Annotated in this window: 12 protein-coding genes and 2 tRNA genes; 13 read left to right on the forward strand and 1 reads right to left on the reverse strand. The window is 55.2% G+C overall.

Translation table 11 applies throughout. The features are described from left to right. From FOI68_RS21640 to rocF, 3 genes are all read left to right on the forward strand, one after another. Positions 1-77 (forward strand) — tRNA-Pro (locus tag FOI68_RS21640). 59 nt (positions 78-136) lie between these two features. Then, positions 137-210, forward strand: a tRNA-Gly gene (locus tag FOI68_RS21645). Between the two features lie 215 nt (positions 211-425). After that, complete coding sequence (rocF, locus tag FOI68_RS21650) at positions 426-1,322, forward strand: arginase (RefSeq protein WP_029098101.1); 897 nt, start codon at positions 426-428, stop codon at positions 1,320-1,322. Between the two features lie 80 nt (positions 1,323-1,402). Here the strand turns inward: rocF and FOI68_RS21655 are convergent, their stop codons facing one another. Then, on the reverse strand, positions 1,403-1,552 hold the full coding sequence (locus tag FOI68_RS21655; RefSeq protein ID WP_143864282.1) for an aspartyl-phosphate phosphatase Spo0E family protein: 150 nt from the start codon (positions 1,550-1,552) through the stop codon (positions 1,403-1,405). Between the two features lie 178 nt (positions 1,553-1,730). Here FOI68_RS21655 and sigW point away from each other — a divergent pair, with 178 nt between their 5' ends. The 10 genes from sigW (at position 1,731) to FOI68_RS21705 (ending at position 15,134) form a co-directional block, all read left to right on the forward strand. Further along, positions 1,731-2,294, forward strand: a complete 564-nt coding sequence (gene sigW, locus FOI68_RS21660) for an RNA polymerase sigma factor SigW (RefSeq protein WP_029098103.1) — start codon at positions 1,731-1,733, stop codon at positions 2,292-2,294. Between the two features lie 17 nt (positions 2,295-2,311). Next, a complete protein-coding gene (locus FOI68_RS21665; RefSeq protein ID WP_143864283.1) occupies positions 2,312-2,935 on the forward strand; it encodes a zf-HC2 domain-containing protein in 624 nt (207 codons plus the stop codon). Positions 2,936-3,045: 110 nt separating this feature from the next. Then, positions 3,046-3,864, forward strand: coding sequence for a diadenylate cyclase CdaA (cdaA, locus tag FOI68_RS21670; protein WP_029098105.1), 819 nt, complete (start codon positions 3,046-3,048; stop codon positions 3,862-3,864). Continuing rightward, positions 3,857-5,101: a CdaR family protein gene (locus FOI68_RS21675; protein ID WP_143864284.1), complete on the forward strand. Its 1,245-nt coding sequence runs from the start codon at positions 3,857-3,859 to the stop codon at positions 5,099-5,101. Before cdaA ends, FOI68_RS21675 begins: the two co-directional genes overlap by 8 nt. A gap of 43 nt (positions 5,102-5,144) precedes the next feature. Then, positions 5,145-6,491 (forward strand): phosphoglucosamine mutase, encoded by a 1,347-nt coding sequence (glmM, locus tag FOI68_RS21680; protein ID WP_143864285.1) that lies wholly within the window; start codon positions 5,145-5,147, stop codon positions 6,489-6,491. A gap of 452 nt (positions 6,492-6,943) precedes the next feature. Continuing rightward, positions 6,944-8,776: a glutamine--fructose-6-phosphate transaminase (isomerizing) gene (gene glmS, locus FOI68_RS21685; protein WP_035299281.1), complete on the forward strand. Its 1,833-nt coding sequence runs from the start codon at positions 6,944-6,946 to the stop codon at positions 8,774-8,776. A 294-nt stretch (positions 8,777-9,070) separates the two neighbouring features. After that, positions 9,071-10,903 carry a methyl-accepting chemotaxis protein gene (locus FOI68_RS21690; RefSeq protein WP_185974006.1) on the forward strand — a complete coding sequence of 611 codons (1,833 nt, stop codon included), beginning with the start codon at positions 9,071-9,073 and terminating at the stop codon, positions 10,901-10,903. Between the two features lie 143 nt (positions 10,904-11,046). Continuing rightward, positions 11,047-13,161, forward strand: coding sequence for a (Fe-S)-binding protein (locus FOI68_RS21695; protein WP_143864287.1), 2,115 nt, complete (start codon positions 11,047-11,049; stop codon positions 13,159-13,161). Between the two features lie 194 nt (positions 13,162-13,355). Continuing rightward, complete coding sequence (locus tag FOI68_RS21700) at positions 13,356-14,123, forward strand: electron transfer flavoprotein subunit beta/FixA family protein (protein WP_143864288.1); 768 nt, start codon at positions 13,356-13,358, stop codon at positions 14,121-14,123. 36 nt (positions 14,124-14,159) lie between these two features. Beyond that, entirely contained in the window at positions 14,160-15,134 is a 975-nt protein-coding gene (locus tag FOI68_RS21705; RefSeq protein WP_044900128.1) for an electron transfer flavoprotein subunit alpha/FixB family protein, read from the forward strand. The last annotated feature ends 6 nt before the right edge of the window (positions 15,135-15,140 follow it).

Here is a 15,140-nt window from a genome sequence, read left to right on the forward strand (position 1 = left end):
TGGGAAGTAGCTCAGCTTGGTAGAGTACTTGGCTTGGGACCAAGGGGTCGCAGGTTCGAATCCTGTCTTCCCGACCACTTCCGTACTCCCAAACCAATGTTGGGATTACCTGTGTTTTGGGGGACCTTGCTCACATGCGGGTGTAGTTCAATGGTAGAACTCCAGCCTTCCAAGCTGGATGCGTGGGTTCGATTCCCATCACCCGCTCCATTCCATCGTGTAAAACGGGCAGCCGCTTTTCGGTTGCTCGTTTTTTACTGTACGCCCCCCTTTCGTTTCGCGATCAATTCAATTGGACGTGTGCGCCCGAAGCGACCTGCAGGCAGCCGCCTGCAGTTTTTTTATGCAAATGGCTGTCGAGTTGAGTCATTTCCCTTCCCGAGGCTACAATAAGCGTGAGTGAACCAAGGGAAGGGGGCGCGTTCATGAACAAAAACATCAGCATCATCGGTGTACCGCTTGATTTGGGAGCAGACCGCCGCGGGGTGGACATGGGACCGAGTGCCATCCGTTATGCAGGCGTGGTCGCCCGTTTGGAAAAAATGGGTCTGAATATCCAGGACAAAGGGGATATCCCTGTTACCCGACCGCACACGTTTACCGAGACAGACAACCATAAGTACCTGGACGAAGTGGTGGAGGCGAACACCAGACTGGCCGAGGCCGTCAGCGGCATCATGGAGGAAGGGCGTTTTCCGCTGGTGCTGGGCGGCGACCACAGCATTGCGCTCGGCACGGTGGCCGGTGTCGCCAAGCACGTCAAAAACCTCGGCGTCATCTGGTTTGACGCTCACGGTGATTTGAACACCGGAGAAACGTCGCCCTCCGGCAACATTCACGGCATGCCGCTGGCCGCCAGCCTGGGGTACGGGCATGAGCGTCTGGTGCAGATCGGCGGCTTTGCGCCGAAGCTGAAGCCGGAGAATGTGGTGATTATTGGCGCGCGCGATTTGGATGCGGGCGAGCGCGAATTAATCAAACGAATCGGCTTGAAAGTGTTCACCATGCACGAAATTGACAAACTGGGCATGGCCCGCGTGATGGAGGAAGCGATTGCCCATGTGTCCAGGAACACCGATGGCGTCCACCTCAGCCTCGATCTGGACGGACTTGATCCGCACGATGCGCCGGGGGTGGGCACGCCGGTCATTGGCGGCATCTCCTACCGGGAAGGACATGTGGCGCTGGAGATGCTGGCTGACGCGGACATTCTCTGTTCCGCCGAGTTTGTGGAAGTGAACCCGATCCTCGACCGGGAAAACATGACCGCCCGTGTCGCCGTTGCCCTGATGAGTTCCGCCTTTGGAGACAAACTGCTGTAAGAAAAGAAGCGAGGGACCCGTGTGTTCCCTCGCCTTTTTCGTTTCCGCATCTTTACATCGGTGGGGGAAAGCGGTACATTCTAAGGATGGAGATGCAGTTTGTTCAACAGATGATCCAACTGCACGCTTAACTCCACCATTTCGGGCGTAATGGTTTCCTGTTCCTTGTACCGGTCGTTCAACTCTTGGCGCAGTTGTTCGATTTGGAGAAGAACATGCGGATCGTGCATGTGTTCCACTCTCCTTTACACCGTCAGGATAAGAGAGGTACCATCATTACTATATGGAGACAACCTGTCTCATTATTCCTGTATTTCCCACAAAAATGGCCAAGTAAACACGCCTCAAAACGAAACCATTTGCAGTACCATCCGTATAAAAGGATTACGGTATTGCGGGGAGGATCGCATGGATTTTGTAGAGAAACGGTTAACCCAGCGGGCGAAGCGAGGAGACCGCGAAGCCTTTGCCGAGTTAATCGAGATATATAAGGACAAGATATTTCAGCTTGCGTATCGCATGGTGGGAAACCGCGAGGATGCGGAGGACATCGCGCAGGAAACGTTTTTGCGGGTGTACGCCAACCTGCATGCCTACGACGAAAGTTACAAGTTCTCCACGTGGATCTACCGGATTGCGACCAATCTGTGCATTGACCGGGGAAGGAAAAAGCGGCCCGACTTTTCGCTCGACGAGGAAGTGGAGCCCGGGCAGGGCATGGATTGGTATTCGCGGCTGTCGTCCAACGAGAAGGGGCCGGAGGACAAAGTGGTGACGCAGGAGCTGCAGGAGACCGTACAGGACGCCCTTTCCCAACTGGCGCCGAAGTATCGGTCGATCATGATTTTACGGTACATTGAAGATCTGTCGCTGCAGGAAATCAGCGATATTGTCAAGCTGCCGGTCACAACCATCAAGACGCGGATTCACCGCGGTCGGGAAGCCTTGCGCAGCAAGTTGCGATTTATGTAGGAAAGGAGAAAACCACGATGGAATGCCGAGAAATGATTGCGCTCATTCACGAGTTCCTGGACGGGGAGATTGACGAGCTGTCCAATCAGAAGCTGCAATCCCACCTGCAGGCCTGTGCAACCTGCCGACGGCACCTGCACGAACTGCAGCGGGCCATCGCCTTTGTCCAGAGCGCGTCTCATGTTCATGTCTCGCCGGATTTTACCGCTCGCGTTCTTGCGCAACTGCCGGCTCCTCCCAAGACAAGGCGTTTTTCCAACTGGCTGCGGAATCATCCGTTCCTCACGGCGGCGGCTGTCTTTCTCTTTTTGATGACCGGGAGCATGTTCGCCTCCTGGTTTGAGCAGGATGACACCCTGCAAATATCTTCGTCCAGCATGGATAAACTAAAAATCGACCGGGAGCGCAACGTGGTGGTCGTGCCCGCGGGAACAACCATCGACGGCGATCTGGTGGTGCGCAACGGCAATGTGGAAGTGCGGGGAAAAGTAAAAGGCAACGTGGTCGCCATCGAAGGCAAGGTGGTGCTGGCTTCCACCGCGCAGGTGGCGGGAAGCACCGAGTCGATCGAAGCGATCTTCGACTGGATTTGGTACGAAATGAAAAATCTTGGAAATGACTTGCTTCCTATCTTGCCATAGGAGAAAATAGAGAGTATAGTTACATGCAGCACGGCAGAAGCAGCCGTGCTTTTTCCGCAGGAGACGAGAGCAACTGCCTTGAGATGGAGCGAAATATGGGGGCTTCGTTTATGATTTCAATGGACTATGGGGATTTGCTGCGGTATGTGATCGATATTTCCCTCGTCACATACGTGATTTATAAACTCATCATGCTGATTCGCGGTACGCGAGCGGTGCAATTGCTGAAAGGGATCATGGTCATCATCATCACCTGGCTGTTGAGCAAGTACTTCCAGCTCACGACGCTGCACTGGCTCATGTCGCAGGCGTTTACGTTCGGGGTGCTGGCCATCGTGATCATCTTTCAGCCGGAACTGCGGCGCGCGCTGGAACAGTTGGGGCGGGGCAGACTCTTTTCCCGCTCCAGCAGCATGCAGGATGAAGAGACGGTGCGCCGGATGGTGCAGGAGGTCTGTAAATCGGTGACCTACATGGCCAAGCGGCGGATTGGCGCCTTGATCGTGATCGAACGGGAAACCGGCCTGAACGATTACGTGGAGACGGGGATTGGCATCAACGGGCGCGTCAGTTCGGAGCTGCTGATCAACATCTTCATCCCGAACACGCCGCTGCACGACGGGGCGGTGATCATGCGCAGGGACGTGATTCTCGCCGCTGCCTGTTACCTGCCTCTCTCTGAAAATACCTCCATTTCAAAAGAATTGGGGACGCGTCATCGCGCCGCCATCGGGGTCAGCGAAGTGTCTGACGGTCTGTCCATTGTCGTTTCCGAAGAGACGGGACACGTGTCGTTTGCCATGAACGGAGAAATGAGACGCAACCTGACAGAGGAGCAGTTGGCGGAATGCCTGACCGAACAACTGCAGCCTTCCTCGAAGAGCAAGTCCATGGCAAGTCGTTGGCAATGGAGGCGAAAACATGGATAAGTGGTTAAACAGTCATTGGTTTGCGCGAGCCATCGCCTTGATGCTGGCCATCATGATGTGGATGGTCGTCAACCTGGAAATGGATTCGACTCCTTCGACGGAGGCGAACCGGCCGCTCCTGATTGACGACATCGCCCTGCACGTCAAATACGACAGTGAGCGTTACTACGTGGTGAAACAGCCGAAAACGGTCAAAGTGGCGCTGGAGAGCAACAACCCGTTTTACCGCCACAATTTTCTCCCCTCCGATTCCTACGAGGTGTACGTGGACCTGCGCGACAAGGGGGCAGGGACCCACAAGGTGCCGGTCCAGTACAAGGGGTGGGAGGATGCCAAGGTGGGGATCATCCCCAACGTTGTCGAAGTCACGCTGGAAGAGAAAAAGACCGTGGAGCGCGAAGTTACTGTCGAGATGCTGGGACAGGTCGCGCCGGGGTACACGGCCGGCGAGCCGCTGGTCAAGCCGTTTAGGGCTTTGGTCCGGGTGCCGGAGAGCCAGGCTGACAGGGTGGCGGCGGTGAAGGCCTCCGTCGATGTCGAAGGGGCGACCTCGCCGATCAAAACGACTGTACCGCTCAAGGTGGTGGACAAATCGGGCAACGTCCTGCAGGCAGCGGAAGTCATCCCGCTCACCGTGGAGGTCAACGTGCCGGTGACCAGCCCGTATGTCAAGGTCCCGATCAAATTGAACTTGACGAATGAAATGCCGGATGGCTATAGTTTGGCTAGTGTAGATATGAATGTGGAAGAGGTGACCGTATACGGACCGAAAGAAGTGATCGATGCACTCAAAACGAGCACGTATCCTGGACCGGAGATCGATCTGAGCAGCATTACGTCAGATCGCCTCTTGGAGCTGAAGATACCGGTGTTGGAAAACATCGTGAATGTGGAACCCGAGTATTTGAAGGTGTCGCTGAAAGTGGTTCCGTCCACCACCAAACGTTTGGGGAAAATCCCGATCCGCATCAGCGGCCTCTCGGAAAACATGCAGGCGCGCGTGCTTTCGCCGGATGGTCGGGAGATGTCCACCATCGACTTCGACACGGTAGGAGCGCCGGAAGTGCTGCAGCAAGTGGGGCCGGAAGACGTGCAGGTCGTCGCCGACGTCAGCAGCATGCCGGCCGGTGTGTATGAGGTTACCTTGAACTACATCTTCAACCAGCCGGATTACGTCAAGGTGGCGAAAACAGCACCGAAGAAGGTAACAGTGGAAATCACGAACAAGCGAAGCTAGACGAAAGCTGTTTGGTGTACAAGGAAGGAAATGAGGGACAAACATGGGGAAGTATTTCGGAACTGATGGTGTACGCGGAGTGGCCAATGCCCAGTTGACGCCTGAACTGGCATTTCGAATTGGGCGTGTCGGCGGTTACGTTCTGACCAGACACAAGCAGGAAGGCAAACCGAAAGTGGTGATTGGGCGCGACACCCGCATTTCGGGACAGATGCTGGAAAGCGCGCTGTTGGCAGGGCTGCTCTCGGTAGGAGCGGAGGTAGTCCGATTGGGCGTCATCTCCACGTCCGGCGTGGCGTATCTCACGCGGGCGCTGGGAGCGGATGCCGGCGTCATGATTTCCGCCTCCCACAATCCGTATCCGGACAACGGCATCAAGTTTTTCGGCAGCAACGGCTTCAAGCTGTCGGACGAGGTGGAAGCGGAAATCGAACAATATCTGGACGCGGAGGAAGACACGCTGCCTCGCCCGACCGGCGAGCACATCGGAACGGTGCTGGACTTCCTGGAGGGCGGTCAAAAGTACCTCTCCCACCTGAAGAGCACGGTTACGGAGCGCTTTGACGGCATGAAAGTGGTGCTCGATTGCGCCAATGGCGCGGTTTCTTCGCTGGCGGCCCGGCTGTTTGCCGACGTGGAGGCGGAGGTAATCACAATCGGCGCCAACCCGAACGGCGTCAACATCAACGAGCAGTGCGGCTCCACCCATCCGGAGCGCCTGCAGGAGGAAGTCGTGAAGCACAAGGCACACCTGGGCCTTTCCTTCGACGGCGACGCCGACCGCTGCATCGCGGTGGACGAAAACGGGGAGATCGTGGACGGCGACTACATCATGGCGATCTGCGCACGCGCCATGAAGGCGAAAGGCAAGCTGAACAACAACACGGTGGTCACGACCGTGATGGCCAACATGGGCTTCTTCAAAGGGATGGAAGAGTGCGGGATCAACACCACCAAAACGGCGGTGGGGGACCGGTACGTGGTCGAGGAAATGCTGCGCGGCGGCTACAATCTGGGCGGCGAGCAGTCCGGCCACATCATCTTCCTGGACTACAACACGACAGGGGACGGTTTGCTGACCGGCCTGCAGCTCCTCAACGTGGTCAAGGAGTCGGGCATGCCGCTGTCTGAACTGAAACAGGTGATGACCAAGTATCCGCAGATCCTGGTCAACGTCCGGGTCGAGGACAAGACGAAGCTGGCCGGCAACCAGGCGATTGAGCAGACCATTCGCGAGGTGGAAGAGGAACTGGCTGGAAACGGCCGTGTCCTGGTCCGCCCGTCCGGAACCGAACCGATCGTGCGCGTCATGGCGGAAGGGCCGGACGAAGCGCAGTTGGAACAGTTGGTCAATCGGATCGCCGACGTCGTGAAACAGGAATTGGTATAATCGACCGGGGGAGTGGTACCATACCACTCCCCTCTGCATACAAGTAATAAGACAAAAGAATGATTGTCGCGTTCGCCAAACTGTGATACAGTTTTCATGTGCCATGGCAAATGTAAACAAAGGGGGAATTTGCCAAAGAAAACCGAATGTTGTCAGAATGACCAAAGAATGGTTGAAAGAAAGCGCCAGCACTGCGTTTGCCCGACATGGAGCGCAGTGGACGAGGTGGAGGTTTATCGAAGGTTCGGCGGATGCCTCCCGGCAGCTGTATCACTGCCGCGGAGCGCGGGAACAAAACAGCAGGGCGACCTGTTGGACAAAACCCGCGCATGATACACGAGAGGTTTTTGGGAAATCACGAGTGAAACGAAACCATATGGAATGGCGGGGGCACACCCCCCGTATCACAGACAGCGGGTTGTGTCCCCGTCACTGGAAAGGGGACAAACAATATGTGCGGAATTGTAGGATACATTGGCAATCGACAAGCGCAAGAGATCATCATCGGAGGTCTGCGCAAGCTGGAGTACCGCGGGTACGATTCGGCGGGGATCGCCGTTCTGACGGAACAGGGATTGCTTGTGGACAAAGCGAAAGGGCGTCTCTCCGTTCTGGAGGGCCGACTGGCCGCACAGCCGCTGGCCGGTAACGCGGGCATCGGGCATACGCGTTGGGCGACGCACGGCAAGCCGTCCGACGAAAACTCCCACCCGCATACCGATTCGGCCGTCAAATTTGCCGTCGTACACAACGGGATCATCGAAAACTTCCTGCCGATCAAGGAAGAGCTGATGGCCAAGGGCTACGTGTTCACGTCGGAGACGGATACGGAAGTGATCGCCCATCTGCTGGCCGATCTGTATGACGGCGACATCGTCTCCACGGTTCGCAAGGCCGTGAAGCGCATGCGCGGGGCGTACGCGCTGGGCATCATGACCGAGCACGAGCCGGATAAACTGGTGGCGGTCCGTCTGGCAAGCCCGCTGATCGTCGGTGTCGGAGAAGGCGAGAGCTTTATCGGCTCCGACATTCCGGCCCTGTTGGAACACACCCGCGACGTCTACATCCTCAACGAAGGGGAGATGGCCGTCCTCACCCGCGACGGCGTGGAACTGATGGATGCCGAGACCGGTGCCCGGATCGAACGGGAGCTGTTCCACGTGGAATGGGATCTGGTGCAGGCGGAAAAAGGCGGCTATGACTCGTTCATGCAAAAGGAAATCTACGAGCAGCCGCAGGCCGTCCGCGACACGATGGGCGCCCGCATTGACCAGGAGAACAAGCGCGTGGTGCTGCCGGAGCTGAAGATGAGCGACGAGGAACTGGCAGCGTACGACCGCATCTACATCGTCGCGTGCGGTACGTCCATGCACGCCGGCCTGGTCGGAAAAGAGGTCATCGAAAAGTGGACGCGCGTGCCGGTGGAAGTAGCGGTGGCCTCCGAGTTCCGCTACCGCGACCCGATCTACACCGACAAGACCCTGATGATCGTGATCAGCCAGTCCGGCGAAACGGCGGACACGCTGGCCGCCCTGCGCGAAGCGAAGAAGAGCGGCGTCAAGGTGTTGGCCATCACCAACGTGGTGGGCAGCTCCGTCGCCCGCGAAGCAGACGACGTGATCTTCACCTGGGCCGGTCCGGAAGTGGCGGTGGCGTCCACCAAGGCGTACACCAGCCAGGTCGTGGCGCTCTACCTGTTCGCGCTCTACTTTGCACAGGTCAAGGGCACGATGGCGGCTGCCGAGATCGCGAACGTGGTGGAACACCTGCAGCAGATTCCGGCGAAGATCAGCACGATCCTCGACAACGCCGAGCCGATCCGTCGCTTTGCCGAAAGCATCAAGGACGCGACCAGCCTGTTCTTCATCGGACGCGGTCTGGACTACGCCGTGTCGCTGGAAGGCTCGCTCAAGCTGAAGGAGATCTCCTACATCCACTCCGAAGCGTACGCCGCCGGAGAACTGAAGCACGGCACCCTTGCGCTGATTGAAGACAACGTGCCGGTCGTGGCGCTGGCCACCCAGCCGGACATCTACGAAAAAATGGTCAGCAACATCGTCGAGGTAAAAGCCCGCGGCGCCCGCGTACTCGGCTTCGCCGTCGAAGGCGACCGCGAACTGGCCAAAACCGTGGACGATGTCATCCACATGCCGGCCACCCTGCCCATGTTGACGCCGATTCTGACCGTCATTCCATTGCAGCTGCTCGCGTACTACGCTTCCGTCGCCCGCGGTCTGGACGTTGATAAGCCGCGGAACCTGGCGAAGAGCGTGACGGTGGAGTAAGGAAGGTTGTACGGAAGACATCCAACTTTTCTCGACCACAGATAACTAGTAGCGTCTAGGGACGCTATAAACTGTCCAAAAGCCGATGCAGATCCAGGTATTTGTCCTGATGTCTGCTCGGCTTTTTCTCTTTCATCTGCCCCAATCCCTTGCGGCACAAGGCTTCGGCTGATCTCCCTGATTGTTTCTCGATGACGATCCGATGATCTCCCTGGACATGTTCAGTTAAAAAACGGCATGAAAATTGCAGAAATTGGACGTTGCTGAAACAATCACATGGGAGGCGACATAGTAGTGTCCATCTTGAAGGATAGTCACGTTTCAACATGGATCGCCAAGCTAAACAGGAGCGGGCGAAGAAGCAAGACAGGAGGGTCAGTTCATACAAAAGAAGGTGGAAAACACAATCAACAGTTGATTTTTCGCATTTGGGGCTCTTATCTGTTGATCCTTGTCTTTTTATTGGCTGTTGGTGGTTCCGGTCTCTACTCCACCAAGAAGTTGGAGCAATCCATGGAAGACATGTACGCCAAGCGCATGCAGGCCGTCACCGAGATGATGCAGCTCTCTTCGTACTACGACAAGCTGAATGGTACGATTGCCGCGGCTTTTTTCATGAACAATACGGACTTGTCATCCTACATCACGCAGATTGAGGACATCAGAGGGAAGATTGACGTGAAGGTTCAGATTCTGATGAACAAGTCGGAGGCATACGGGATGACTGCCGAGAGGGCCAGCGAGTTCCAGACGATTTGGAATGGCTATTCCAATGACTTATTCAGCGTCCTTGACTGGATGAAAAAAGGGACGGAGAATTTCGGCAGCGGCACAGGAGCAGCAATCGCACTGGAGACGTACCGCTCAAGCCTGCTCGATAAAGCCGGAATGCTAACGGCGTATCTGGAAGAGACGGTGGAGAACAATCAGAATCTGGCGCAATCCAGCTATGAAAATGCTCGGTCCATCCAGCACAATATGTTCGCGCTGCAGATCGGACTGACGATCGCGGCTATCCTGTTCTCCGGGTTGATCGGCTACTTTGTGTCCCGCTCCATTGTCAATCCGCTGAATGTAGTCGTTCAGGCGGCTTCCCGGATCGCCGAAGGCAACATGCAGACGCGTGTGGAAATCAAGCGTAAGGATGAACTGGGTCGTCTGGCAGATTCCTTCAACCGAATGACAGATAGTATCAGGGGCATGATTGAACAGGTAAAAGAGGCGAGTGACCATGTCAGCGACTTCTCCGAAGACCTTCAGGAAAATACGGTTCAGGTGAAGAAGGCGGTTGTGCAGATCGCTGACATGATGGAGGAAGTGGCCGCAGGAGCGGAAAGACAGGTAATAGAAACGCAAAAATCCAATCGGGTCATTCACGACATGCTGCAAAGCATCGAGCGGATCAGACGTTCAACCGATTTCGTGTCCGAATCCTCGCAACGGGCATCGGAAGACGCCGCCCAGGGAGACCTGTCCGTACAAAAAGCGATCGATCAGATGAAATCGATCAAGGAATCGGTTGAAAACCTGGCTGCCGTGGTGAAAGTCCTCGAAGGCCGTTCGCGTGAAGTGGAGAAAATCGTCAGCACGATTACAGAAATCGCCGCGCAGACCAACTTGCTTGCTCTTAATGCCTCGATCGAAGCGGCTCGTGCCGGAGAACATGGCAGAGGGTTTGCCGTCGTCGCCGAGGAAGTACGAAAGCTGGCTGAACAGACGGGGGAATCAGCCCGGTTGATCACCCGTCTGATCGGGGAGATCCAGTCCGATACAGAGCTGGCGGTGAACGCGATGAACAGAGGCACCAAAGAGGTGGAGACCGGGATGACGCTCGTGAACGAGGCGGGTGAAGCCTTCCAGAAAATCCTTGCCGGCGTACAGCAAGTGGCGGCGCAAATCATTGAAGTGGCCGAGGCTGCCGGAAATCTTCTCGAAGGTTCCGATCAGGTCACCGATTCGCTCGCCGAAGCGGAGAAAATCACTGCAGAAACATCTTCCCATACTCAATCCGTGGCGGCGGCAACCGAAGAACAGTTGGCTTATATGGAGGAAGTTTCCGGTTATGCGACCAGCCTCAGCGAGATGGCCAAGAGACTGAAGAATCTGATCAACCGTTTCGAAGTATAACGTTTTTATACAGTCGCCGAAGATACGAAAAATCGCAGGCTCCCCCTTTCCTAAGGGAGCCTTTTTGTCTGTCCGTGAGTTGGTACGGTTATTGCTTAGGGATAAGCGTAGAAACCAGATAGGATTGGGAGGAGAAGAAAACCATGTTGGCACTCTTACATTTCCTTGCATTTCTCGCAGTGACCGGCTATGCGGTGTACCTGTTTGCCCATTTGGTGTACGGCCGTATCATCTTCATCAGACTGGGCAGGAAAGCCAACCTGAAGAAAGATGTCCAACAGCGGATTCAGGAAGTGTTGGTAAACGTATTCGGCCAAAAGAAACTGCTGAAGGATACCAGAAGCGGCATCATGCACGTGATCATGTTCTACGGTTTTATCATTCTGCAGTTTGGGGCCATTGAGCTGATCATCAAAGGATTTGTCCGGGAATTCGAGTTCCCGCTCGGGGATGCGCACAAATACTTCTCGCTAAGCCAGGAAATCACGACTGTTCTCGTTCTGCTCGCGGTGGGTTACGCCTTTTACCGCAGGTACATGGAGAAATTGCCGCGTTTGAAGCGAGGGCTTAAACCGGGTCTCGTTCTTATTTTTTTATCCACATTGATGACATCCATCCTGCTGACGCTTGCATTTGAGCATGTGTGGCTGGGACGTACCGACTACTCTGTATATGCCCCCGTATCCACGCTCCTTGCCGGCTGTTTTGACGAGATCGGCACCACTGCGGCAGGGGGATTGTTCTATCTGTTCTGGTGGGTTCACCTGCTGACGTTGCTTGCATTCCTGGTCTACGTCCCGCAATCGAAACACGCCCACCTGCTGTTTGCGCCTGTGAATGTGATGCTGCGGGATACCAAACCGGTCGGAAAATTGACCTCGATCGATTTTGAAGACGAAAGCCAGGACGTGTATGGTGTAGGCAAAATTGAAGACTTTCGCCGGAATCAGTTGATCGACCTGTATGCCTGTGTGGAATGTGGTCGATGCACCAGCATGTGTCCCGCGTCGGGTACGGGGAAAACACTGTCGCCGATGGATCTGATCGTGAAGCTGCGGGATCATCTGACCGAAAAAGGGGCTGCGATCACGTCCCGCACTCCATGGATGCCTGCATTTGCGTTTTCGGGGAATGCACAGGCAACGGTTGCGGAGGGGGCAGAACCGACAACCTCGGCGCAGGATGTCAATCTGATCGGAGATGTGATCACGGCGGAGGAATTATGGGCTTGCACCACCTGCAGGAACTGTGAAGATCAATGTCCGGTCGCCAACGAACACGTCGAGAAAATTATTGACATGCGGCGATATCTGGTCTTGACGGAAGGGGACATGCCGCATGAAGCGGCCCGTTACTTCCAGAACATCGAGCGGCAAAGCAATCCGTGGGGAATCAACCGCAAGGAACGGATCAAATGGCGGGAAGGACGCAGCGATATCCATGTGCCGACCGTCGATGAGGTGGAAGAGTTTGAGTACCTGTTCTTCGTGGGGGCGATGGGTTCCTTCGATGCGCGCAGTCAGAAGATCGCGCAATCGTTTGCCAAGATCATGAATGTGGCCGGGATTTCCTTTGCGATTCTGGGCAATGAGGAACGAAACTCCGGAGATACTGCCCGCCGCATGGGGAATGAGTTCCTGTTCCAGCAGCTCTGCCAGGAGAACATTGCGACCTTCCGAGCTTACAACGTAAAGAAAATCGTGACCATCTGCCCGCATACGTACAATACGTTCAAACACGAGTATCCCGAATTTGGCCTGGAAGCAGAAGTGTACCACCATACGGAGCTGCTTTTGCAGTGGATTCGGGAGGGACGGATCAAGCCGTCATTCGAGGTGAATGAAGCCGTCGCCTATCACGATTCCTGCTACCTTGGACGATACAACCAGCTTTATGACACGCCGCGGCAGATTCTTGCATCGATCCCTGGCGTGAAGATTCTCGAGATGGAGCGTAATCGGGAAGACGCTATGTGCTGCGGGGCGGGCGGCGGCATGATGTGGTTGGAAGAGAAGCAAGGCAAGCGGATCAATATCGAGCGGACTGAACAAGCGCTCAAATTGAATCCGACGACAATCGCCAGCAACTGTCCGTACTGCTTGACCATGATGAGTGATGGAACAAAGGCAAAAGACGTGGAGGATCGAGTCAAGACTCTGGATATCGTCGAAATTGTAGAAAGATCACTTGTCGGGAATGTTCAAACGGGTGAAACATGCATCCGTAATGATGCAAATGTGCAGCTTATGATGCAATAACACATCAAATCGTGCAAAAATGCCATGGAACCTGCGTTTTTAAAAGATAAAGAGTGTGGGTTGATGTCGAATTGCATCAAACGTCGCTCGTCTCTCGCGGCAGCAAGGCTGGCATACTATTTGCTGATTTTGTATGACCGAAAGTTCCTTGGCAGTAGGATGGGACTGTTCAGATTATCGCGGGAGGGACGAACATGAACATGTTAGTGTTAATCAAACAAACCTTCGATACCGAGGAGAAAATCGTAATGCAAAACGGAAAGATCAACGAAGATGGTGTGGAGTTTATCATCAACCCGTATGATGAGTACGCCATAGAAGAAGCCGTTCGGATAAAGGAAGAGCAAGGGGCGAATGTAACAGTCCTGACAGTGGGCCCGGCGAGAGCGGAAACTGCGCTGCGGACTGCATTGGCAATGGGTGCGGACGAGGCGATCCTGATCGAGACAAATGATGAAGAGCTCGATGAATACAGCATCGCCAAACTGATAGCGGCTGCGGTGAAGGACAAAGCGTTTGATCTGATTCTTGGCGGCAATATGGCCATCGATTCCGGCTCTGGTCAGGTAGCGGTGCGTGTCGCGGAAGAACTGGGGATTCCGCATGTCTCCGCTGTCACGAAACTGAGCTGGGAAGGAAGCAAAGCTACCGTAGAGCGTGATGTCGAAGGCGACGTGGAGATTGTTGAAGTGAATCTCCCGTTCCTGGCGACCACGCAGCAAGGGTTAAATGAACCTCGTTATCCGTCCCTGCCGGGGCTGATGAAGGCGAAGAAGAAGCCGTTGGAGAGAGTGGCGGTCGCTGATCTGGGACTCGCTCAGGACGAGCTGGAGGCTAGAACGGAGATTCGTGATCAATACGTACCCGCGAAGAAACAGGCCGGAAGAATCCTTAGCGGCGAACCGGCTCAGCAAGTGAGCACATTGGTCCAACTGCTTCGTCATGAAGCCAAGGTTGTCTAGCAGCTTGGATAAGACTATACCAGAGGGGATGAAGACATGTCGAATAACGTATTGGTTTTTGCCGAATCCAGGGAAGGAAAAATCAGAAATGTTACCTTTGAAGCGTTATCGGTAGCACAGCAGCTTAGCGGGGGCGGAGAAGTGGTGGCTGCGCTGTTGGGAAACCATACGGAGGATCACGTCCGTGAACTGGGCAAATATGGCGCGAGCAAGGTGTATGTGCTTACGCAACCGGAGCTTTCCGTCTACACCGCTGATGCCTATACCCAGGCGCTGTGTCAGTTGCTCGAACATGTGCAGGCGGATATGATTCTGATGGGCCATACGGCGATCGGACGGGATGTTGCTCCGCGTATTGCCGGCCGCATGGGAATGGGGCTCATCTCTGACTGTGTGAATGCCGCGGTGGAAGGGGGCGACGTTGTCTTTACACGTCCGATTTATTCCGGCAAAGCGTTTCAGAAGAAGACATTCAAACATGGTCGGATATTCGCCACTCTCCGTCCGAATAACTTCCCGGTCACGGAAAAACCGGTTGATGCCCAAACGGTCCGTTTTGAGGCAGTCATCAAAGATCTGCGAACGGTGGTACGGGAGACGGTACGGAAGGCAGTGGGCGGTGTAGATCTGACCGAGGCCAAAATCATTGTTTCCGGCGGACGCGGGGTAAAAAGCGCCGATGGTTTCAAACCGCTGCAGGAGTTGGCCGACGTGCTGGGCGGCGCGGTCGGTGCATCGCGGGGAGCATGTGACGCCGGCTACTGCGATTACTCCCTGCAGATCGGACAGACAGGCAAGGTCGTGACGCCCGATCTGTATATCGCCTGCGGCATTTCCGGGGCGATTCAGCACTTGGCCGGCATGTCGAACGCCAAAGTCATCGTAGCCGTAAACAAGGATCCGGAAGCGCCGATCTTTCAGGTTGCTGACTATGGAATCGTCGGAGACCTGTTTGAGGTCATTCCGCTGTTGACCGAAGAGTTCAAAAAATACCTCGCTGCCAATCAATAGATTTCC

This window comes from Brevibacillus sp. LEMMJ03, from assembly GCF_007197875.1.
GTDB lineage: Bacteria > Bacillota > Bacilli > Brevibacillales > Brevibacillaceae > Brevibacillus > Brevibacillus thermoruber.

What these genes read in the sequence shown, in the direction of transcription:
- rocF (WP_029098101.1), top strand. Translation starts at nt 426, where the DNA reads ATGAACAAAAACATCAGCATCATCGGTGTACCGCTTGATTTGGGAGCA.
- FOI68_RS21655 (WP_143864282.1), bottom strand. Translation starts at nt 1,552, where the DNA reads ATGCACGATCCGCATGTTCTTCTCCAAATCGAACAACTGCGCCAAGAG.
- sigW (WP_029098103.1), top strand. Translation starts at nt 1,731, where the DNA reads ATGGATTTTGTAGAGAAACGGTTAACCCAGCGGGCGAAGCGAGGAGAC.
- FOI68_RS21665 (WP_143864283.1), top strand. Translation starts at nt 2,312, where the DNA reads ATGGAATGCCGAGAAATGATTGCGCTCATTCACGAGTTCCTGGACGGG.
- cdaA (WP_029098105.1), top strand. Translation starts at nt 3,046, where the DNA reads ATGATTTCAATGGACTATGGGGATTTGCTGCGGTATGTGATCGATATT.
- FOI68_RS21675 (WP_143864284.1), top strand. Translation starts at nt 3,857, where the DNA reads ATGGATAAGTGGTTAAACAGTCATTGGTTTGCGCGAGCCATCGCCTTG.
- glmM (WP_143864285.1), top strand. Translation starts at nt 5,145, where the DNA reads ATGGGGAAGTATTTCGGAACTGATGGTGTACGCGGAGTGGCCAATGCC.
- glmS (WP_035299281.1), top strand. Translation starts at nt 6,944, where the DNA reads ATGTGCGGAATTGTAGGATACATTGGCAATCGACAAGCGCAAGAGATC.
- FOI68_RS21695 (WP_143864287.1), top strand. Translation starts at nt 11,047, where the DNA reads ATGTTGGCACTCTTACATTTCCTTGCATTTCTCGCAGTGACCGGCTAT.
- FOI68_RS21700 (WP_143864288.1), top strand. Translation starts at nt 13,356, where the DNA reads ATGAACATGTTAGTGTTAATCAAACAAACCTTCGATACCGAGGAGAAA.
- FOI68_RS21705 (WP_044900128.1), top strand. Translation starts at nt 14,160, where the DNA reads ATGTCGAATAACGTATTGGTTTTTGCCGAATCCAGGGAAGGAAAAATC.